We start from the raw sequence: 19,376 nt of genomic DNA on the forward strand, positions 1-19,376 counted from the left end.
GAGAGTGAGACCCTGGGGGTTTCAGAGGTCGGCGGCGACCGTGCCGGCCCGCGGACGATCCCTTGTCCCCGGCGTCGTGGGCCAACTCTCCGGTGCCGCACCGCAGCCCGTCCAGGATGGCCAGGGACTGCACGCGGCCGCGACGATGGGCCGACTGCGCTGGTCCTGGCCGACGGCACCGTCCCGGAACGCCCGCTGCGTGAGGCCGGCGCGCTCGGCGACCTCCCGGCGGGATCGAGAAGCGCCGTAGTCCCGTACGAACTCGTTGGGTCGGCGGGGGACAGCCGCCCATTCCTGTCTGCTACCTGCCAGAGACGCTCTGACAGGGCGGACTTCCCTATGGGCGGGATCCCGGGCGTCGGCCGTGATGGCAGGACCCCAGCGGTTGATGCCCGGGGTCCCGCCGGCTCAGTCCAGTTCGATGTTGAAGTCCCAGATGGCGACGACCTTGCCGTCGTGGCGCCAGGTGAGTTCGGCGGCGCCGACCTCGTAGGTGCCGATGAGCGTCAACGCGGCCGGGTGTCCGGGCCGAGCCGTGACGGTAGCGGGCCCACGGTGGGTGAGGCGGGTGGCGGTGCCGGTCTCGTCGCGGGAGGTGAAGTCGGCGGACTTGAGGGTGAGTGGGCCTGTGGCGTCCCGGACGGTCACGATGATGGTGCCGACCGCGTGGTCCGGGACTTTCCCGGCGCGTGGGACAGGGGCCTCTTGCGGACCGCCGGCGGTGACCACGGCGCTGGCGCCGGGCAGGTTGGCGCGGACCGCGTCGCCCATCGCCAGCAGTTGCAGGTGCCGCTCGTTCGCCGTGGGGGTGGCTGGTCCGGCCGGGCGGCTGGGGATGGGTACCGCGCCCAGGCTGCGGATGGTGTCGGCCGCGTCGTTGGTCTGCGGAGTGGATGAGGTGTGCCTCCCGCATGCGACCAGGGTCAGTGAGAGGGCGGTGCAGGCGAGGAGGGCTCGGAGGGGTCTGGGATGGGTGCGGCACCGGCCGGGCCGGCGGTGGCCGGCCCGGCGTGGTGCTGCGGCGCGCGCAGCAGTCATCAGCGGTAGGGGTTCCTTCGCGCTTGGGTGGTCAGCAGGTCAGTGCTTGGTGGTGACGATGGGGTGCTCGGGCTCGTTCGCGCCGTCTGCATGGTGCCGAACATGTGCCCACTGTTGGACACGCAGGTGTCAATGGAAAGGCTCGGCCGGATGCCCACGTTCATCAGTCTCCCGGTGGCCGGCCAGCCGTGCCCCATCTGCATCTCGATGTCCGGGGCGATGGACGCGGTGCCGCCGGAGTCGGCGATGTCCTTCAGTTCGTCGTCGGCGAGCGTGTTGCAGTGCACATATGTGATGTCGGGGCCCAGCAGGCCGCGCTTCTTCATCCGGGCGACGGGTCGGCTGCGGCCCCACTCTCCGTCGCCCGCGTGCAGGGTGATCGGCAGACCGAGTTCGCGGGCGTGCCGCACGTCGTCCTCGGTCACGTCGAGGGTGGAGAACTGCGGACCACGCAGGGCCATGGCCATGGTGCACAGCTGGTCTTGCGAGGAGAAGTACTGCTCGCGGACCCGTCGCACGTCCGGGTCGTGCGGGACGGTGCTGGGCACCTGGTACATGTCCGCCCCGCCTCCGTGCGCGAACACGGCCCTGATCCCGGAGTCGAACAGGCCCTGTACGGCGGCATCGCTGTGCTGTGGTGTGTTGACGTTGTGCGACCAGTCGAGGAGCGTGGTGATGCCGCTGTCGAGGGCCTCTACGGCGCCGAGCAGATTGCCCGCGTAGGTGTCCTCGGGCCGGAACAGGCTGCTGAGCCCAAGGTGCAGGCCGGTTATGTACTGGCCGAGTGTCCAGTCGGCGGCGATGCCCCGCAGTGCGGCCTGCCAGGTATGCCGGTGGGTGTCGACCATTCCGGGCATCACCATCATTCCGCGTGCGTCGATGACCCTGGCGTCGACCTCACCGATGTCGGGTGCGACCGCCTCGATGAACTTGCCGTTCACCAGCACGTCGGCGGTGGTGAAGTCACCGATGCCGTCGTCCATCGTGATCACGGTGCCCTGCCGCAACAGAGCCCGCGGCTTACTCATTGTCCACTCCCGTGTGAACAAGGTCTGACAGGTCTTGCCTATACGAACAATCATGACGCTGTCGGCCGATTCATGAACCGGCCGATGGCACCGAAGTCCGGACCAGAGACGGCCGGGCTGCTTGTTCGGGGGAGACGACCACCTTCGAGCTGCAGGATCAGCTTCTTGAGCGCTGCCTTGGCCGGCGGTCGTCCGGTGTGGGCGCGCCGGGCGCTGTAGTCCCACTTCGCCGCAATGAATTTGCGGTGCCAGGCCAGCAGAGTACCGGGCGTGATCGGGAAGACCTCGGGCCGTCGGGGATGGGCTATCAGGCTGGAGAGTGCGGCCAGCCAGCACCGGTCCGCGGGTTCGTAGCGGACCGGGCCGGCGATCTGACGGCGCAGCACCGCGTTCACATGCCGGAGCACGAGCAATTCGGCGGCGTCCTTGGAGGTGCCGCGGCGCAGCAGCACCCCGGGGACGGCAGCAGCTTGTGGGCCACCTTGGACACGAGTGAGATGATCACGCGCACACGGTCCCAGCCGAGATGGCGCTATTGCTACAACCTGCAGCGATGGTTCGATGGTGCCGTATCGCCTCCGGAAAAGCGTCGTCCCAGGTCGCGGGCGGTGCAGCCGTTATGGAGCGGTACGGGGCGGGTAGGGGCATGCACCGGAATCAGCGGGCTAGCCACGCGCCTCGCCCACCAGATGCTGAAAAATTTACCTAGAACCTATTGACTTATGGCAAAACGCGTGCACGGTGGTTACTAGACCACAAGACCGAAAAAGTCGCAAAGTCGATGAGGACGTCTAGTCGGCGGAGCGACTTCGACAGAATGTGGTTCAGGCCCCCGGCAAGCCGGCGCGATACCGAGGCGACAGTGACGACTGAAGCTTCAGGACACGTGCAGCACTACCGGGGACTGTTTTGCCCTCGGAGCCTTGGCACGGGCCTGGCCGCGGTGCGAAGGCTCTGTCCGTCCTCACGATCGCCTTGTGCGGGCTTCTCCCAGGGGCGCGCGTCACGCCGAGGGGGGCCATCCGGCGGATCTTGCAGCTCGAGCCGTTCTTGCGCGATCACGACAGTATCGTTAGTGGTCAACTCCCCCCTCGGACACAATTTTTGCGTGCACGGATGGTGCCGGCCGGGTCTCGGTCGGCACCATCCGTGTTTCGTGGTCGTAGGTCAGGCGCAGACCGAGCCGGCGGTAGAACTCGGCTGCGTGCCCGGGTCAGCTCGGCGCAGGAGCGTGAGCAGACCGCCGAAGCCTTCCACCATGCTGCGGATCTCCTCACGGGTGATGTTGCGGGCTGCCTTTCCGCTCTGGCGAGTGTTGTTGTCGGAAGCGGCCTTCGCGGCTGCGCCGGGCGTAGATCTTGGCGAGCCAGTGGTCGATTGGATCGAGCAGGGCGTCCTCGCGGAGGCAGACCGTGCCTGGGTGGTCGATCTTGTTGGCCAGGGCCTGTTCCTTCGGGAAGCGGCAGCGGTAGCGAGCCCGGCCGTGGTTCCGGCTCCCCTGCATACGGCGCGCGCCCCCGACGGGCCGAAGGCCGACGCGGGCAACTGCTGCCAAGCGCAGCCCGACGTGGCCACTGAGACGATTGCCGCCAACACTTCGCGGTCCGAGTGCCGACGCCGACCACCACCCTGTGACCTCACCGGCGCAGGCGGCACCACAGCCGGCTCGGTGCGAACACCCGGAGCAGCTCGCTCCTGCCGGTAGAGCGTGGTGAATGGGGAGGGCGCGCACTTCGGCGGGGCCTTGAACGCGATGATCACGAGCCGGCCGAAGGGGCTGAGGAAGAGGACGAGGACCGCGACCAGAAGCATGTGCACGACTTGGCGTCGGGCCAGGACCATCACTTGCCTGCGATCGTCCAGGACTTGGTCTTCGCCCGTTCGGGTTCCACGGAGTAGAGGACCGCGCCCTTGCCGAGTCGGAAGACGAGGAAGGTGATGACCATGATGAACGCGAGTTCGCGGGGCCGCGGCCCCAGGAAGGCCTGCGCTGCCAGGCCACCCAGGCCGGGAGCTGCTCGGCGTCGCACTCCGACGGCGACGCCCGCTCCAGCAACTCCTCGGCCGGCGCCGGCTCGTGCACCATGATGGGTCGGGTTGGCGCGGACCCGCCCGCGGCAATGAGTCGCGCTCGCTGTCAGGGGGCGGCGGTACGGGAATCGTGTTCCCGGTTGGCAGTTAGTTGCCAGTGGGTTGGTTGGTGTGGCGGAAAGCCGTGGGGGTTTTGACGCGTCGGTGTGGTTCGGGTGTGGTTCGGCCACCGGTTGCGGTCACGCGGGCCCGCAAGGTCATTTTTGGCACATAGGTTCGGTTCGGCGGGGGGCCGTTCGGTCCGCCGTACGACGAATCCGGTGGAGGAACGAATGACCAAGGCTGTTTCGAGAGGGCGCGCGGCGGCGACCGTCACGGCGGTGCTGGCGCTGGGGCTGGCCGGTGCGGCGGACGCTCAGGCCGCCGTGGGCGATCAGGAGCGGCCGGGCGGCGTACGCGCCGTCGCCGCGGCGGCGGATGTCGACTACGCGACCTGGCAGGCCGATGTGCGCAAGGTGATCGACGAGGCGCGCCCCTATGTCGAGCAGCGGATATCCAACGGCGCGGGACAGAAGCAGGCGATCGTCCTCGACATCGACAACACCTCGCTGGAGACGCACTTCCACCCGTTCCCGCCGACCCCGGCGGTCGCGCCGACTCTTGAACTGGTCCGTTACGCCCATGACCGGGGTGTGGCCATCTTCTTCGTCACCGCACGCCCGGATCTGATCGAGATAGTGACGAAGGCGAACCTTGAATCCGTCGGTTTTCCGGTGACGGGCCTGTATCAGCGGGGACTTGGCGACATCTTCGGGGACGCCGCCAAGTTCAAGACGGCCAAGCGGGCCGAGATCGAAGCCCAGGGTTACACGATCATCGCGAACATCGGGAACAACACGACAGATCTCGTGGGAGGTCACGCGGAGCGGACGTTCAAGCTTCCCGACTACGACGGGGCGTTGTCCTGAGCACGGGGCTGCCGGCCGGCGGCGCCCACGTGCGCTGAGCGGCATGCGATGAGGGTACGGCCTCCGGTTCGACCGTGCTTTGGCGGCGTACCGGAGGCCGTTGCGCGTTACGTGCTGATCACCTTGCGTGTCTATCCCGGGAGACGTCGCCGCCACAATGAGGTTTCCCGTAATTGTTTCAGACAGTAGCTATTTGACGTTACGGAGCTGTGCTAGGTACCGTTGAACTACTGGGATGGCAGGGGTGGTTGGGGCGTCCCGCGAGGGAAGCGGCTCCACCGCCCGGTCTGTCCCATGTATCAACTTCCGGGGGAATGAGAGCTCACATGCAGAATGTTGACTGCTTCGTTTATCTGTCGCGCGGCCTTATTGTCGAGCTTTCTCTGACGCTCCGTTAGTTGGCTTCCTCCGACTGTTCGTACGGATGCTGTCCCATTGTGGGATCACTGCTTTCCAGTCGTTTGAGCAAGTCGGACGTGGACTAATATTGGTCAAGCTTCAGGGGGAGCTGTGCCCAGTACGTCTGTCAATTTCGATGCCTCCGCCGATTCGGGCCCGATAACCGACCACTCGGGATCCCGACCCTCGCACGACGAGATCGAGCGCATGCTGCTGGATGCTCAGAAACTCGTCGAGATCGCCGTCGACCGCCATCGGAACGAAGAGCGGCTCGTGGCCTCGCTCGAACCGGACGAGGACTCCGTGGGGGCCGCCACGGAACGGATGATCGCCTCCACCAGGCGCCATCTGGCCGTCGTTCTGTCGGGCGAGGGCGAGGACGAGGCCTATCAACTCATCGGCCAGTTGGGCCGGGCCGCCGCGCGCGGCGTGGATGTCAAAGTGCTCGGCCGGGTCGGGCTGTTACGCAATCGCGCTTTCCTGGAACATCTGGACAAGTACGCGCCCGAAGTCGAAGCGCGGCTGGTCAGGGCGCCGCTGCAGGAAATGGTCCTCGCTGACAACGGTGTCGGTGCGGTGTGGACCCGCAACGGGATCGCGGTCCGCGAGGCTGTGGTCGTGCGGGCACCGGCCGTCCTGCGCAATCTCCGTACGCTGTTCGCCGTCTCCTGGTCGGGCAGTGCGACACTCGCGGACCATCGACGACTGAGCGACCGTTCGCGCGGCGTGCTCGCCCGGCGCATCCTGCTGGCCCTCAGCTCGGGGCGCACGGACGAGGCTGCCGCCCGTGAACTGGGGGTGTCGGTACGCACCTATCGACGTAACGTCGCCGAAATCACCCGCGAGTTGGGAGCCAGCTCCAGATTTCAGGCCGGCGCCCGCGCCGTTGAACTCGGACTGCTGTCCCCTTCGGGTGACCTGTCGTCCGGCAACGGCCAGCTGGCCGGGTAAGAACTTGTCACCCCAGCCTTTGACAATGAGGAAACCCTCAGGTCTATGGCAGCTTGCTGTAGCTCTCCTTGTGGTACGGACAGCCGGGATTGCAGGATTTCCCTGCCTCTCCAAACAGGCGTCCCAACCCGCTATGAGCGAGGAATGGCATCAATGGGCAGCGTGATGATCGAAGCGATTGAGCTGGGCAGATGTTTTGGCGCCACGCGGGCACTCGAGGATGTCAGTTTTCGTATTGGGAAAGGAGAAGTTCTCTGTCTCCTCGGCCATAACGGAGCCGGCAAGAGCACTTTGGTGAGCATCCTCGCCACCGCGCTGCCCCCCACAAAAGGGACGGCACGCATTGCGGGGTTCGACGTGGTGCGCGAGGCTCGCGAGGTGCGCCGCCGCATCGGTCTCACCGGACAGTTCGCGGCGGTGGACGCGTCCCTTTCGGGCCGTGGGAATCTGCTTCTCGTGGCGCGTCTGCTCGGCGCCAGCAAACGCGAAGCGGCGGCACGCGCCGAGGAGTTGCTGGAGATGTTCGCACTGACCGAGGCGGCCGACCGAGCGGCGGGTACGTACTCCGGAGGAATGCGTCGACGCCTCGATCTCGCCAGTAGTTTCGTGGGCCACCCGCAGGTGCTCTTCCTCGACGAACCGACCACGGGCCTCGATCCGGTCAGCCGCAACGCGCTCTGGGAGCTCGTCCGCGATGTGGTGGCGGCCGGCACCACCGTGCTGCTCACCACCCAATACCTCGAAGAGGCCGAGCAGTTGGCCGACCGGGTCATCGTTCTCGGGCACGGCAGGAGCATCGCCGACGGATCGGTCGCGCAGCTCAAGGAGCAACTCGGCGGCAGCACGGTCCGGGCCACCCTCGCCGATCCCGGGGAGGTGACGGACGCGCTGGCCGCGCTGCGTGCCGCGGGTCTCGAACCCACCGTCGGTGAAACGGCGGGTGTGGTCAGTGCCCCGGTGGAGGCGTCCATCGGACTGGCCGCAGTGGTGCGCGCCTTCGACACCGCGGGAGTGGGGATCACCGGGATCTCGCTGTCCGAACCGACCCTGGACGACGTGTATCTGGCCCTCTCCGAGCAACGGACCGGAGTTCCGGTCCTTTCCTGAGGCCCCGCGCTTCCACCCTTTCGTATACGGGCCGACCAGTGAATCTGTGGATCATCAGTCAGCTGACCAATGGACGCCGGAACCCTGTCGATCCGCCCCGGGAACCCACGGCGCCCGCCCACTGGCGGGCGCGGGTCCGGCGGTGGGTGCACGGGCAACGCCCACCGCGCCGAGACCGGTCCGCATCCCCCCGCCCACGGCCTTGATTCTCCAGGGAGTTCTCATGACGGCGACCACGCCGACGTACCACTCGATCACCGAGGCGCAGATGATGCCGCGCCTCATCCGGCTCGGCCCCAATCTGTACGGCGCGGTCTTCTCTCTGATGAAGCTGGTGCCTGCCCGTTTCATCCTGCAACGTGCCGCTCAGCGCGGTGAGTTGGACCAGGACACGGTGATCGTGGAGACCACGTCAGGCACGTTCGGCCTCGCCCTGGCGATGCAGTCCGCCCTGATGGAGCGGGAGCTGATCCTGGTGAGCGACCCCGCCATCGACGCCAATCTGTACCGCAGGCTGACCGACCTCGGTGCCAAGGTGGAGATCTGCCAGGAGCCCGCGCCCGTCGGTGGCTTCCAGGAGGCCCGGCTGCGCAGGCTCGCCGAGGTCCGGGCCGAACTTCCCGCCACCTTCTGCCCCGAGCAGTACAGCAACCCCGACAACCCGCGCTCGTACGACGTGGTGGCGGAGCAGATCGCCCGCTCGCTCGGCACGGTCGACTGCCTCGTGGGTCCCGTCGGATCGGGCGGGTCGATGTGCGGCACCACGCGCGGGCTGCGGGAACGCACCCCGCACACACTCGCCATCGGAGTCGACAGCCACCGCAGCGTGCTGTTCGGCCAGAGCGACGGGCCCCGTGCGCTGCGCGGCCTCGGCAACAGTCTGTGGCCCGCCAACCTCGACCACTCCACCTTCGACGAGGTGCACTGGTGCTCCGCGGCGGAGGCCTACGCGTACACCAGGAAGCTGCACGCCACGCACGCGCTCTTCCAGGGGCCGACCAGTGGTGCGGCCTACCTCGCCGCCCAGTGGTGGGCCGCGAGCAACCCCGACGCGCTGTGCGTGGTGATGCTCCCGGACGAGGGCTACCGCTACCAGGCGACCGTGTACAACGACGCCTGGCTCGCCGACAACGGTCATCTGCGTCCCGAACTGCCCGTCGAGCCCGTACTGATCGACTCCCCGGCCGAGGCCGGCGACAGCTGGACCCGGCTGGCCTGGAGGCGACGCACCTACGAGGAGGTGCACGGCACCGTGCCGCGCACCGGCGGCCCCCTTCCCGAACCGGTGCTGTCATGACGGGCACGGGCCGGCTCACTCGCACGCTCGGGCCGCGCACCCGCCGTGTGGTGTACGGCGACCCGGGACCCGACGAGATACGCCATGAACTCGGCCTCACCTCCACCATCGACCTGGCGCACGTGGTGATGCTGACCGAGCGCGGGCTGCTGCCCCGTTCCGCGGCCGCCGCACTCCTGGAGCGCATCACCCGCCTGCGGGCCGACGGCTTCCGGGAGTTGTACGGCCAGGAAGCACCGCGCGGCCTCTACCTCATGTACGAGGCGCATCTGGTCGCCGAGCTGGGCGCCGACGTCGGAGGCAAGCTGCACACCGGCCGCTCCCGCAACGACATCAAGGCGACCATCACCGCAATGCGGCTGCGTACGGATCTCACCGACCTGCTCGGTGAGGTGCTGCGGCTGCAGGCCGTGCTGCTCTCCCGGGCGCGTGCCCACGGGGACGTGGTCATGCCGGTGTACACCCACTTCCAGCCGGCGATGCCGGTGACGTACGGCTATTACCTGGCCGGGATCGCGGCGGCCCTCGACCGGGACATTGCCGCACTGCGGCACACCCTGGAGGAGCTGGACCGCTGCCCGCTCGGCGCGGGCGCCGTGTCCGGGACGGATCTGCCGATCGACCCGGCACGCACCGCCGCCCTGCTGGGCTTCGCCGGTCCGCCCCTGCACGCCATGGACGCCGTGGCCGCCCGGGACACCTTGCTGCGCGCCCTCGCCGCGGCGGCCGGTGCGGCGCTGACCCTGAGCCGGCTCGCCACCGACCTCCAGCTGTGGAGCACCCAGGAGTTCGGCTTCGTGGAGTTCCCCGAGCGGCTGGTGGGCGGGAGTTCGGCCATGCCGCAGAAGCGCAACGCGTTCCTTCTGGAGCACGTCAAGGGCAAGGCGGCCGCCGCGGTCGGCGCGTGGACCGCGTCCGCCTCCGCCATGAAGTCGACGCCGTTCACCAACTCCATCGAGGTCGGCACCGAGGCGGTCGCCGGGTCGTGGTCGGCGCTGGCCACCGTGCGCGACTCCGTGCTGCTGGCCCAGGTGCTGGTGAGCGGCGCCCGCCCGGTGCCCGAACGGATGGAGCAGCGGGCCAGGGAAGGGTTCGTGACCGCCACGGTGATCGCCAACAGGCTGGTCGGACAAGGGGTTCCGTTCCGCACCGCGCATCACGTGGTGGGCGCCGCCGTACGGGAGGCGATCGAATCCGGCGAGACGGAACTCACGAAGATCACGCTCCCCGACGGTCTGCCCGCCGATGTGAGCACGGAGGTCCCCTCGCTCCAGGAGGTCGTCGCGGCACACGACCGGGGCGGCGGCCCCGGCACCTGCGACAGCGCGGTCCGTGGACTGCGGGACAGGCTGGGCGACCAGGTCGGATGGCTCGCCGGGCAGAGAACACGGCTGACACAGGCAGGCCGGGACCTCGATGCGGCCGTCGGCGCCATCGTGGCGCGGCGGGACAGTGGAGACGGACGATGAACGACAGCGAAAGGCAGTGGTTCGCCTTCCTGGAGAGCAACACCACCGGAACGGGACGGGAGTTCTGTGCGGCGGCCCGGGCCCGCGGTCTGCGCCCCGTGCTGCTCACCCGGGACCCGGCCCGTTATCCGTACGTGGCCGACGACTCCATCGACACCCTGGTGCTCGACACCGGCGATCTGACGGCCGTGCTCGACGCCTGCGGCACGCTGGCCGAGGGGGCGGGTCTGGCCGGTGTCGCCTCCAGCTCCGAGTACTTCGTGGCGGCCGCGGCGCGGGCGGCGGCCAAGCTCGGACTGCCCGCGGCCGACGGCGACGCCATCGCGCGCTGCCGGTCCAAGGACGTCCAGCGCGCGGCGCTCTCCGCCGCGGGAGTGCCCGTCCCTGCGTTCACGGCCGTCTCCGACCCGGCCGATGCCCTCCGGGCCGCGGAGACCATCGGCCACCCGGTGGTGCTCAAGCCGGTCAGCGGCTCCGGGTCGCACGGTGTCCGGCTGTGCCGGGACCGCGCTGAGACCGAGCAGTGGGCGCGCGAGCTGCTGGGCCGGGCCACGGACGAGCGGGGCTACCCGGTGCCGACCGTGATCCTCGTCGAGGCCGCGGTGGACGGGCCGGAGTTCTCGGTCGAGACGTTCGACGGCGGTGTCGTCACCGTCGTTGCCAAACACACCGGTCCCGAGCCCTACTTCGTGGAGACCGGGCACGACATACCCGCGCGCGTGCCCGCCGGCACCGTCCGGGCGCTCGGCGACCTGGCCCTGCGGGCGCTGGGCGCCCTGGGGCTCGGCTGGGGCGCGGCCCACACGGAGCTGCGCTGGTCCGCCGAGGGACCCGTGGTCATCGAGGTCAACCCGCGGCTCGCCGGCGGGATGATCCCCGTCGCCGTACGCGCCGCCACCGGAACGGACCTCGTGGACGCGGTGATCGCTCGGGCCGCGGGCCAGGACGCCGCACTCCCGGGGACCGCGCAGGGACACGCCGCCGTGCGCTTCGTGATGGCTGCGGGCGAAGGACGGGTCACGGGCGTGGACGGCGTCGCAGCCGCGAGCGCGGCCCCCGGTGTCGTCACGGCACAGACCGGCACGACGGTCGGCCGGGAGGTGCGGATCACGCACTCCTTCCAGGACCGCCTGGGGTGTGTGGTCGCCGTCGGCACGGACACGGAACAAGCGGCACGGCGCGCGGAGTCCGCCGCGCGCCTGATCAGGATCGAGCTGGAGGAGCCGGCAGCGCCGGAGGAAGGGAACGGGGGCCGATGAGCGATCACCGGAAGCAGCACACATTCACCAGAATCCCTCGATGGACCATGCCCGTCGGCGGCGAGCGAGGGGTGGCCCGCTGCGAGGAGCGCCTGCCCGCGCAGCTGACGCGCGCGCTCGACACGTCCGCCGCGGGGCCGGGCACCACGCTGCCCGCCCTGCTGCTCGCCGCCCATGCCCGAGTTCTGGCGACCGTTGCCGCCGAACACGACCTGCTCATCGGCCATGTGACGGAAGCGGGCCGGCCCGCGGCGCCGCTGCGTCTCACTGTCGACGACGGTACCTGGGCGGGGCTGGTGACCCGCGCCGCCGAGGCCCTCGCGACCACACACCGCGCGGACGTACGGCCCGAGGTGGTGCTCGACCTGTCCGGCGTCGTATCGGAAGGCGGCGGGGACCACGGCCTCGACGAGGGCGTCGTCCTGAAGGTCGCCTTCGTCCGGGACAGCGATGACCTGGTCCTGCGCATCGAGCACGACCGGGCCGAACTGAACGGGGAGTACGCCCGGCGACTGGCGGGATATCACCTCGCGGCGCTGCGCCTGCTCACTGCCGACCCCGCGCAGCGCCACCACCGGCAGCGGCTGCTGTCCGCCGACGAGGTGGACACGCATCTGCACGGACTCGCCGGACCGCGCGTCGACCTGCCCGACCGGACCTTCGTCGACCTCTTCCAGGACCGGGTACGGGAGTTTCCGGACGCCGTGGCCGCCGTGCACGGCCAGTCCCGCTGGACGTATCGGCAGCTGGACGAACGGGCCAACCGTGTCGCCCACGCCCTGCTGGGCGCCGGCGCGCGCACCGAGGACGTCGTGGCCGTCGTCATGGACCGCACCCTCGACTGGATCGCCGCCGCGCTGGGTGTCCTCAAGGCCGGCGGTGTCTACCTCCCGGTGCGCCCCGACTTCCCCGCCGACCGTGTCGCTGCCCAACTCGACCGCAGCGCCTGCGTGTTCGCGCTGACCGAGCCCGGCAGCGAGACCCTGGTGCGCGAGGCGTCCGCACGGCTGGGCACCCCGCCGGCCGTGCTGTCGGTGCCCGAGATCCAGGTGTCCGACGCCTCCGTGAAGGCCCCGGAGCTGCCCATCGCGCCGGATCAGGCCGCCTACATCTACTTCACCTCCGGCTCCACCGGCGCCCCCAAGGGAGCGCTGTGCGAGCACGCCGGAATGCTCAACCACCTCCATATGAAGATCGACGACATGGAGATGACGGCCGGAACCGGGGAAGTCGTCACCCAGACGGCCTCCCAGTGCTTCGACATCTCCCTGTGGCAGTTCGCGGCACCGCTGCTGGTCGGCGGCAGCGTGCGCATCGTCGACACCGATGTGCTGCTCGACGTCGCCGGTTTCGTCGACGAGATCGTGGCGGGCCGGGTCACCGTGGCCCAGGTCGTCCCCTCGTACCTCGAAGTGCTGCTCACGCATCTGGAGCAGCACCCCCGCCCGCTCGGTGCGCTGCGCACGGTCTCGGTCACCGGGGAGGCCCTCAAGTACGAACTGGTGCAGCGCTGGTTCGCCGCGTATCCCGGCATCAAGCTGGTCAACGCGTACGGCGCCACCGAGGTGTCCGACGACACGATGCACGAGGTCCTGGACCGCGTGCCGGACCGCGACTTCGTGACCGTCGGCCGCTCCCTGCGCAACGTCAACACCTATGTGCTGGACGAGAATCTGGCCCTGGCCCCGCTCGGCTCGCCCGGCGAGATCGTGTTCTCCGGAGTGTGTGTGGGCCGCGGCTACATCAACGACGAGGAGCGCACCCGCCAGGCGTTTCTCGACGATCCCTTCCGCCCGGGGACCCGGATGTACCGGACCGGGGACTTCGGGCGATGGCTGCCCGAGGGCCGCATCGAGTATCTGGGGCGGCGGGACGAGCAGGTCAAGATCCGCGGGTTCCGCATCGAGATCGGCGAGATCGAGAACAAGCTGCTGGGCATGCCCGGCATCCGCGAGGCCGCGGTCGTCATCGACGGCGACAGCGGCGACCTGCGCAACCTCGTCGCCTTCTTCAGCGGCGCGGAGGAGCTGGCGACGGAGCGCGCCAGGGATTTCCTCGCCGCGCTGCTGCCCGACTACATGGTGCCGACCTACTTCCACCAGCTGGAGCGGCTGCCGCTCACCGAGAACGGCAAGGTCGACAAGAAGGCCCTGGTCCGCCTGGCCGGGACGCTGGGCCACGGCGGCGCGACGTACGCGGCGCCCAGCACCCCTGCCGAACAGCGGCTGGCCATGCTCTGGGCGGAAGTGCTCGGCGTGCCGCTGGAGCGCATCGGCAGGGCCGACAACTTCTTCGAACTCGGCGGAACGTCTCTGGCGGCGGTGCGACTCCTCGTCCAGCTGGACCGGGCGCTGTCGCTCAAGGACCTGGTGAGCGGCCCGGTGCTCGCCGATCTCGCGGCGGCCCTGGACGAGCGCGAGCGCGGGACCGGCGGACGATCGGTGGCCACTGGCCTGCTCCAGTCGCTGTCGGCCGTCCGCGATCCCCACCACACCCTGGTGTGCTTCCCGTACGCGGGCGGCAACGCCGTCAACTTCCGTTCCCTGGCGGCCGAGTTGGAGCGCGACGGCATCGCGGTGTTCGGGGTCGAACTGCCCGGACACGACTTCGCGGGCGACGACGAGCCGATGGAGGACGTCCCGGCCGTCGCCCGGCGGGTACGGGACGAGATCTGCGAACAGGTCACCACACCCGTACTCGTCTGGGGGCACTGCGCGGGCGCCGCCGCCGCGCTGGAGACCGTCCGGCTCCTCGAACAGGCGGGCCGTGCCGTCGAGCGGGCCTTCATCGGCGCCCTCCTGCTGGAGGACACCGAGGCGCTGCGCGCGGAGATGACGGAGGTCACCGACGCGGACACCCGGACCCTGCTCTCCCGGCTGCGCGTCGACAACGCGTACGTCGAACTGGACGGGCTCAAGCCGGAACGTGCCGAGGTGGTGGGGCGGGCCTACCGGCACGACGTGCTGACCGCCAACAGCCACCTGATCCGGATCCGCGAGGACGCAGAGCGCTACCGTGTCGGAGCTCCGGTGGAGGTCGTCGTCGCACAGGACGACGCCTCCACCGCGCGGTTCGAGGAGGGCCACGGGGACTGGAAGGCCGTCTCCGACCGGGTCACACTCCACGAACTGGAACAGGGCGGGCACTACTTCGTCAGCACACGACCGGCTCAGACCGCCGAACTGGTGCGGGCCGGCACTACGGCGTCCACGCACCGCGACTAGGAGGGACCAGGTGACGACGATCGACACACTGGCGCCCCACGCGGACTACCGTCGCGTGGCCGCCACCGGGGTCAGCGCGGCCTTCGGCACGTTCGGGGAGCTGCTCCAGGGGGTGCTGCCCGAGGCGGACGGCGACTTCCTGGTCACACTGCCCGTCGCCCGCTGGGCCATGGCCCGGTTCGAGGTGGACCCGCACACCGAGACGCTTCAGGTGTGGCCACCGCACAAGAAGAAGGCCCTGCGACTCACCTCGATGATCATGGCGGACGCGGAGCGGCCCGCGGGCGGCGTCCTGAAGATCGACAGCATGCTGCCCGAGGGCAAGGGGCTCGCCAGCTCGTCCGCGGACCTGGTGGCCACGGCACGGGCGGTCGCCAACGCACTCGAAGAACCGATGCCGCCGCGCCGCATCGAGTCCTACCTCGCCAGGATCGAGCCCACCGACGGGGTGCTGTATCCCTCGGTGGTCGCCTTCCACCACCGCAGTGTGCGGCTGCGCGCCCGGCTCGGCTCGCTGCCGTCGATGGCGGTGGTCAGCGTCGACGAGGGGGGTGCGGTGGACACGGTCGACTTCAACAGCATCCCCAAACCGTTCACGGCGCGGGACAAGCGGGAGTACGCCCGGCTCCTCGACCGGATCACGCGCGCGGTGGCCCGGCGGGACCTGGCCGAGGTCGGCGAGGTCGCGACCGCCAGCGCGCGGATGAACCAAGTGCTGCGCCACAAGTGGTCGTTGGAGCCGATGATCGAGATCTGCGACGGGATCGGCGGCCTGGGTGTGGTCGTCGGACACAGCGGCACCACGCTCGGAATCCTGCTGGACACGGCGGCGCCCGACTGCCACGGTCAGCTGGCCGCCGCCGCGCAGGCGTGCCAGGAACTCGTGGGCAATGTGACGGTGTACCGCACCCTGAGTTTCCACTGAGCCGCGCGCACCACTGAGGGGCCACCCCCGGAATCCCGGGGGTGGCCCCTCAGTCGTACGCCTGTGGTCAGCGGCGGTACGGCTCGCCGAGGCCCACGATGATCTCGCGATCACCCCGGTAGGGTTCGCGGCTGTGCGCCGTACGGATGTTGTCGACCACCAGGACGTCACCGGACCGCCACGGCTCGCGGACCGTGTGGGCCTCGTACACCTCGTTGATGAGGTCGACGGTGGCCCGGTCGAGGGGCGAGCCGTCGCCGCAGAACGTGTTGAACGGCAGACCCTCGGGCCCGAACTCCGCGGTCAGGAACTCGCGTACCTCCGGCGCCATCGTCCACTCGTTGAGGAACGCTATCTGGTTGAACCAGCACCGCTCGCCCGTCTCGGGATGCCGTACGACGGCGGGGCAGGTCTGCGCGGTGCGCAGCGCGCCGTCCGCGTCCCAGCGCGCTTCGATGCCGTGCTCGGCGCAGTAACGGTCCACCGCCGCACGGTCCTCGGTGCCGAAGGCGTCCTGCCAGGTGATGCCGACGAAGGGGTTGTAGTGGCGGGTGAGGCGCCAGCCGTGCCGCTCGAAGCGCTCGACGAGAGCGCTCGGCAGATCGCGCAGGACGGCCCGGCCGTCGGCGATCGCCGTGATGCCGCCGCTCGCCGGGGGTGTCACACAGGCGAACGCCATCAGCCGGGGCACCTCGGGCGCGTAACTGAGCTCGTGGTGCATGCACATGGGCTGGTCGGCCGGCCAGTGCGAGGACGAGTGGACCCCCTGCCCGTAGGTGTCGCGCGCAGCGAACGCCTGCCGCTCGGTCATGGGCTCGCCGATGACCCGGCCGACCGCCGCGACGGCGGCCGCGCGATCGTCCAGCCGCAGACCGCGCAGCAGCACGGCCCCGTGCTCTGTCGTCAAGTCCCGTATTTTCCCGCGATGTTCGGTGATCCAGTCGACGGCGCCGGCCGGGGGCACCGAGCTCGCGTCGAGTCGGGTGAGCGGGCCTGTCTCGGTCTCGGGCATGATGTCTCTCCGTCTCTGGGTGAGTTCAGGCCGCCGGGCGCTTGAAGGCCCGTACGGCCGCTGTCGATCCGGCCAGCGCGACCAGGACGCTGGCGCCGAGCGCGGACCAGACCTCCCCGCCCAGCGGCTGGTCGAGGGCGAGCGCACGCGTGGCGTCCATCGCGTACGACAGCGGGTTGAGCGTCGCGAGGACCTGCAGCCAGTCCGGCAGGCGGTCCGAGGGTACGAAGGCGCTGGAGGCGAACATCAAGGGGAACGTGACGAGATAGCCGGCGCTCTGCATGGCCTCCGCGTTCCGCAGCCAGGCGGCCAGCGCCAGGAAGATCCAGGTCATCGCCCACACCACCACACACGTCAGCAGCAGTGCGGCCAGCAGCCCGGACGCACCGCCCGCCGGATCGGCGCCCAGGAACACCGTCGCGACCACCAGCAGGATCACCAACTGCGCGGCGGTGCGCAGCAGATCGGCGAAGCTGCGGGCGAACAGCAGCAGCGGGGCGTGGATGGGCAGGGTGCGCAGCCGGGCCACCGCGCCGTTGTCCATGTCCCGCACCAGCCCGATGCCGGAGGCCACCGCGGGACCGATTCCGGTGGTGACCAGCAGTGCGGGCAGCAGATAGTCGAGGTAGGCGACGCCGTCGGGAAGGTGCCGGCGGTCCACGATGGCGCCGAAGACCTGACTGAGCAGGAGCAGCATGAACACCGGCTGCAGCATGGTGAGGACCACCGCCTTGCGGTGGACGAAATGGGCCCTGACCGACCGTCCGGTGAGGATCAGCAGCTGTGCGGGCAGACTGCTGCCCTGCCAGGACAGTCCGGGTGCGTCGGCCGACGGCAGCGTCGAGGTGCTGGTCATGGGATTCCTCCGGAGTCGTAGGCCCGCTGCACATGGGAGAGCGCGGTGAGCAGATCGGTCGAGGTGAGCTTGCGCGCGGCGGACACGGCCGTGCCCGCGAGCGGCAGGGCACCGGTGTCCGACCAGCGCAGTCGGCCGTCGTGGTCGATGAAGCTCCTGGCCCGCCCCGGGTTGTCCGGGTGCAGGCAGTACGGGATGTCGAGCAGGCCGTGCCGGAAGGCGGTCAGCAGCGCGCGGCCGACGTCGTCGTTGAGGCCGAGCACTGTGTGGACGAGGGTGCGGGCCTCCGCGTACACCTCGGAGCCGGCCGCGACCGGGGCCGGCCGGGGAGCCGAGCCCGCGGCGGCGCGCGCGGCGCTCTCCAACGCTTCCACGTTGTCCGCGACGCTCGGGATGCGATGGGCCTCCGCGGCGGTCTTGACGATCAGCCGGGCGGCGCCCGATTCGACGGCGAGCCGGGCCGCTGCCTCGAGCAGGGCGAGCGCCCCGCCGCGCGAGAGCGGGTACACGCCCATGTACGCGTAGAGCACGACGTGCCAGTCGACCTCTGGCAGCAGCTCGCGCGCGAGCAGGCGCAGCGCGGCCACGGCCTCGCGGTCCTGCTGCGGGTTCGTCTGCTGTGCATAGCTCAACGACACACTGCGCAGCCCGTGCTGGACGAAGAACACGCACTCCAGGACGCTGAGCGCGACCAGCATCGAGGGCGGACAGAGCTGCCCCAGCATGCAGCCGCCGAAGCTCTCCAGATGCGGCACCGCGCCGTCGCCACGGGTCCGGGCCAGCATCGCGCAGCTGACGCGCCAGCTCGCGACGGAGTCACTCAGGCGCGTCCGGCTGTAGGGCAGGCAGTACGACACCGGGCCGCCCTCGGTGGCGTCGAGCCCGAGGGAGAGCAGGGCCGAGAAGATGTGCTCGGGCCGCGCGGAGCCGTGCCGGACCTGCACGGGGAACTCGGCGGTGTGGATGCCGTCGAGGAGGGCGCGCGAGGTGGCGGGGGAGTGGGAGCAGATCGGGTAGCCGTTGAGCGGGACGCCGTCGGCCACGGCCTGCCGGGCGGCCGCCAGGTCCCGCACGCGCGTATAGCTGTCCAGCGTCAGGGTACCCACCGTGACCGCGTCGGCCGCCCGGGTGCGGGCCAGGCCCTCGCGCATCTGCACGGGGTCGCTGAACCCCATCCTGGGCTGCACCACCAGTGCGCCTCGCGCATGGGCACGGGCCACGAAATCGCCGAAGGGCGCGGACGTCACGACACGGCTCGGGCGGGCAACCCGGAGACCAGGGTGCGGAAGGCCGCCACGTCGCCGTCGTCGAAGACCCTGTCGTAGCCCGCGGCCGTCAGCCGACGGACCTGGCCGACATTGCGCAACCCGTCGGTGCCGAGCTTGCCGCCGATCACGATGGTGGTGTCGGCCAGTTCCGGCCGGGCGCGCAGGGTACGGATCAGCCGCAGTCCGTCATTGAAGCCGTGGCCGTTGACGCTGCTGACGACGAGGAGGTCGGGCCGCAGGTCGAGCGTCGAGCGCAGCACGAGCTCGTCGGGCGCGCAGGCGCCGAGGTTCGCGACCGTGTGGCCCCATTCCTCCAGCACTAATTGGAGATAGACGAGGTTCCAGGTGTGGGCATCGGAAGAGGTTCCGGTGACCAGCACCGAAGGCATGTGGATGCCGTGCAGGGAATTCATGGGAATCCCGGGGTCGGGGAGCGGTGAGCGCTCCGGCAGCGCGACCGGATACGACGACCGCTCGGCGGCGTAAGGATGCGTCATAAAGGCGACTGGGTCTTGACTCTACTGCGCAATACACCGTCACGACG

16 protein-coding genes and 1 pseudogene are annotated in these 19,376 nt (G+C 69.8%); 8 read left to right on the forward strand and 9 right to left on the reverse strand.

Annotation, left to right across the window (positions count from 1 at the left end; all coding sequences use genetic code 11):
* Positions 1 to 408: 408 nt before the first annotated feature.
* The 5 genes and pseudogenes from ACZ4RZ_RS46135 to ACZ4RZ_RS46155 all read right to left on the reverse strand — a co-directional run bounded on the left by ACZ4RZ_RS46135 (position 409) and on the right by ACZ4RZ_RS46155 (position 4,096).
* Positions 409 to 1,038: a hypothetical protein gene (locus tag ACZ4RZ_RS46135; RefSeq protein ID WP_467753566.1), complete on the reverse strand. Its 630-nt coding sequence runs from the start codon at positions 1,036 to 1,038 to the stop codon at positions 409 to 411.
* Complete coding sequence (locus tag ACZ4RZ_RS46140) at positions 1,038 to 2,066, reverse strand: amidohydrolase family protein (RefSeq protein ID WP_467753567.1); 1,029 nt, start codon at positions 2,064 to 2,066, stop codon at positions 1,038 to 1,040. The genes ACZ4RZ_RS46135 and ACZ4RZ_RS46140 overlap by 1 nt, the downstream gene beginning before the upstream one ends.
* 50 nt (positions 2,067 to 2,116) lie before the next feature.
* Positions 2,117 to 2,518, reverse strand: a complete 402-nt coding sequence (locus ACZ4RZ_RS46145; RefSeq protein ID WP_467753568.1) for an integrase — start codon at positions 2,516 to 2,518, stop codon at positions 2,117 to 2,119.
* A 1,045-nt stretch (positions 2,519 to 3,563) separates the two neighbouring features.
* Positions 3,564 to 3,725, reverse strand: a pseudogene (locus ACZ4RZ_RS46150) (transposase); the annotation flags it as partial.
* A 182-nt stretch (positions 3,726 to 3,907) separates the two neighbouring features.
* Positions 3,908 to 4,096: a hypothetical protein gene (locus ACZ4RZ_RS46155; protein ID WP_467753569.1), complete on the reverse strand. Its 189-nt coding sequence runs from the start codon at positions 4,094 to 4,096 to the stop codon at positions 3,908 to 3,910.
* A 333-nt stretch (positions 4,097 to 4,429) separates the two neighbouring features.
* Here ACZ4RZ_RS46155 and ACZ4RZ_RS46160 point away from each other — a divergent pair, with 333 nt between their 5' ends.
* From ACZ4RZ_RS46160 to ACZ4RZ_RS46195, 8 genes are all read left to right on the forward strand, one after another.
* Positions 4,430 to 5,065: an HAD family acid phosphatase gene (locus tag ACZ4RZ_RS46160; RefSeq protein WP_467753570.1), complete on the forward strand. Its 636-nt coding sequence runs from the start codon at positions 4,430 to 4,432 to the stop codon at positions 5,063 to 5,065.
* 606 nt (positions 5,066 to 5,671) lie between these two features.
* Positions 5,672 to 6,415, forward strand: coding sequence for a hypothetical protein (locus tag ACZ4RZ_RS46165; protein ID WP_467753571.1), 744 nt, complete (start codon positions 5,672 to 5,674; stop codon positions 6,413 to 6,415).
* Between the two features lie 153 nt (positions 6,416 to 6,568).
* A complete protein-coding gene (locus tag ACZ4RZ_RS46170) occupies positions 6,569 to 7,522 on the forward strand; it encodes an ATP-binding cassette domain-containing protein (RefSeq protein ID WP_467753572.1) in 954 nt (317 codons plus the stop codon).
* Positions 7,523 to 7,745: 223 nt separating this feature from the next.
* A complete protein-coding gene (locus ACZ4RZ_RS46175; RefSeq protein WP_467753573.1) occupies positions 7,746 to 8,819 on the forward strand; it encodes a cysteine synthase family protein in 1,074 nt (357 codons plus the stop codon).
* Complete coding sequence (gene argH / locus ACZ4RZ_RS46180) at positions 8,816 to 10,288, forward strand: argininosuccinate lyase (RefSeq protein ID WP_467753574.1); 1,473 nt, start codon at positions 8,816 to 8,818, stop codon at positions 10,286 to 10,288. Before ACZ4RZ_RS46175 ends, argH begins: the two co-directional genes overlap by 4 nt.
* Positions 10,285 to 11,547: an ATP-grasp domain-containing protein gene (locus ACZ4RZ_RS46185; RefSeq protein ID WP_467753575.1), complete on the forward strand. Its 1,263-nt coding sequence runs from the start codon at positions 10,285 to 10,287 to the stop codon at positions 11,545 to 11,547. The genes argH and ACZ4RZ_RS46185 overlap by 4 nt, the downstream gene beginning before the upstream one ends.
* Positions 11,544 to 14,771, forward strand: a complete 3,228-nt coding sequence (locus ACZ4RZ_RS46190) for a non-ribosomal peptide synthetase family protein (protein ID WP_467753576.1) — start codon at positions 11,544 to 11,546, stop codon at positions 14,769 to 14,771. The genes ACZ4RZ_RS46185 and ACZ4RZ_RS46190 overlap by 4 nt, the downstream gene beginning before the upstream one ends.
* A gap of 10 nt (positions 14,772 to 14,781) precedes the next feature.
* Positions 14,782 to 15,696 carry a GHMP family kinase ATP-binding protein gene (locus ACZ4RZ_RS46195; protein ID WP_467753577.1) on the forward strand — a complete coding sequence of 305 codons (915 nt, stop codon included), beginning with the start codon at positions 14,782 to 14,784 and terminating at the stop codon, positions 15,694 to 15,696.
* Positions 15,697 to 15,763: 67 nt separating this feature from the next.
* Here ACZ4RZ_RS46195 and ACZ4RZ_RS46200 read toward each other — a convergent pair whose 3' ends face one another.
* Genes ACZ4RZ_RS46200 through ACZ4RZ_RS46215 form a run of 4 tightly spaced genes read right to left on the reverse strand, consistent with a single transcriptional unit; the run spans position 15,764 to position 19,329 of the window.
* The gene (locus ACZ4RZ_RS46200) at positions 15,764 to 16,708 is read right to left on the reverse strand and encodes a TauD/TfdA family dioxygenase (RefSeq protein ID WP_467753578.1); all 945 of its coding nucleotides are present in this window, start codon (positions 16,706 to 16,708) and stop codon (positions 15,764 to 15,766) included.
* A 25-nt stretch (positions 16,709 to 16,733) separates the two neighbouring features.
* Positions 16,734 to 17,564, reverse strand: coding sequence for an ABC transporter permease (locus ACZ4RZ_RS46205; protein ID WP_467753579.1), 831 nt, complete (start codon positions 17,562 to 17,564; stop codon positions 16,734 to 16,736).
* Complete coding sequence (locus ACZ4RZ_RS46210; RefSeq protein ID WP_467753580.1) at positions 17,561 to 18,811, reverse strand: methylaspartate mutase; 1,251 nt, start codon at positions 18,809 to 18,811, stop codon at positions 17,561 to 17,563. The genes ACZ4RZ_RS46205 and ACZ4RZ_RS46210 overlap by 4 nt, the downstream gene beginning before the upstream one ends.
* Entirely contained in the window at positions 18,808 to 19,329 is a 522-nt protein-coding gene (locus ACZ4RZ_RS46215) for a cobalamin B12-binding domain-containing protein (RefSeq protein WP_467753581.1), read from the reverse strand. The genes ACZ4RZ_RS46210 and ACZ4RZ_RS46215 overlap by 4 nt, the downstream gene beginning before the upstream one ends.
* Positions 19,330 to 19,376 lie beyond the last annotated feature (47 nt).

The organism is Streptomyces sp. NPDC027189 (genome assembly GCF_055566975.1).

Excerpts from the sequence above, each read along its gene's own strand:
- ACZ4RZ_RS46135 (WP_467753566.1), bottom strand. The coding sequence starts at position 1,038 with ATGACTGCTGCGCGCGCCGCAGCACCACGCCGGGCCGGCCACCGCCGG.
- ACZ4RZ_RS46140 (WP_467753567.1), bottom strand. The coding sequence starts at position 2,066 with ATGAGTAAGCCGCGGGCTCTGTTGCGGCAGGGCACCGTGATCACGATG.
- ACZ4RZ_RS46160 (WP_467753570.1), top strand. The coding sequence starts at position 4,430 with ATGACCAAGGCTGTTTCGAGAGGGCGCGCGGCGGCGACCGTCACGGCG.
- ACZ4RZ_RS46165 (WP_467753571.1), top strand. The coding sequence starts at position 5,672 with ATGCTGCTGGATGCTCAGAAACTCGTCGAGATCGCCGTCGACCGCCAT.
- ACZ4RZ_RS46170 (WP_467753572.1), top strand. The coding sequence starts at position 6,569 with ATGGGCAGCGTGATGATCGAAGCGATTGAGCTGGGCAGATGTTTTGGC.
- ACZ4RZ_RS46175 (WP_467753573.1), top strand. The coding sequence starts at position 7,746 with ATGACGGCGACCACGCCGACGTACCACTCGATCACCGAGGCGCAGATG.
- argH (WP_467753574.1), top strand. The coding sequence starts at position 8,816 with ATGACGGGCACGGGCCGGCTCACTCGCACGCTCGGGCCGCGCACCCGC.
- ACZ4RZ_RS46185 (WP_467753575.1), top strand. The coding sequence starts at position 10,285 with ATGAACGACAGCGAAAGGCAGTGGTTCGCCTTCCTGGAGAGCAACACC.
- ACZ4RZ_RS46190 (WP_467753576.1), top strand. The coding sequence starts at position 11,544 with ATGAGCGATCACCGGAAGCAGCACACATTCACCAGAATCCCTCGATGG.
- ACZ4RZ_RS46200 (WP_467753578.1), bottom strand. The coding sequence starts at position 16,708 with ATGCCCGAGACCGAGACAGGCCCGCTCACCCGACTCGACGCGAGCTCG.
- ACZ4RZ_RS46205 (WP_467753579.1), bottom strand. The coding sequence starts at position 17,564 with ATGACCAGCACCTCGACGCTGCCGTCGGCCGACGCACCCGGACTGTCC.
- ACZ4RZ_RS46215 (WP_467753581.1), bottom strand. The coding sequence starts at position 19,329 with ATGACGCATCCTTACGCCGCCGAGCGGTCGTCGTATCCGGTCGCGCTG.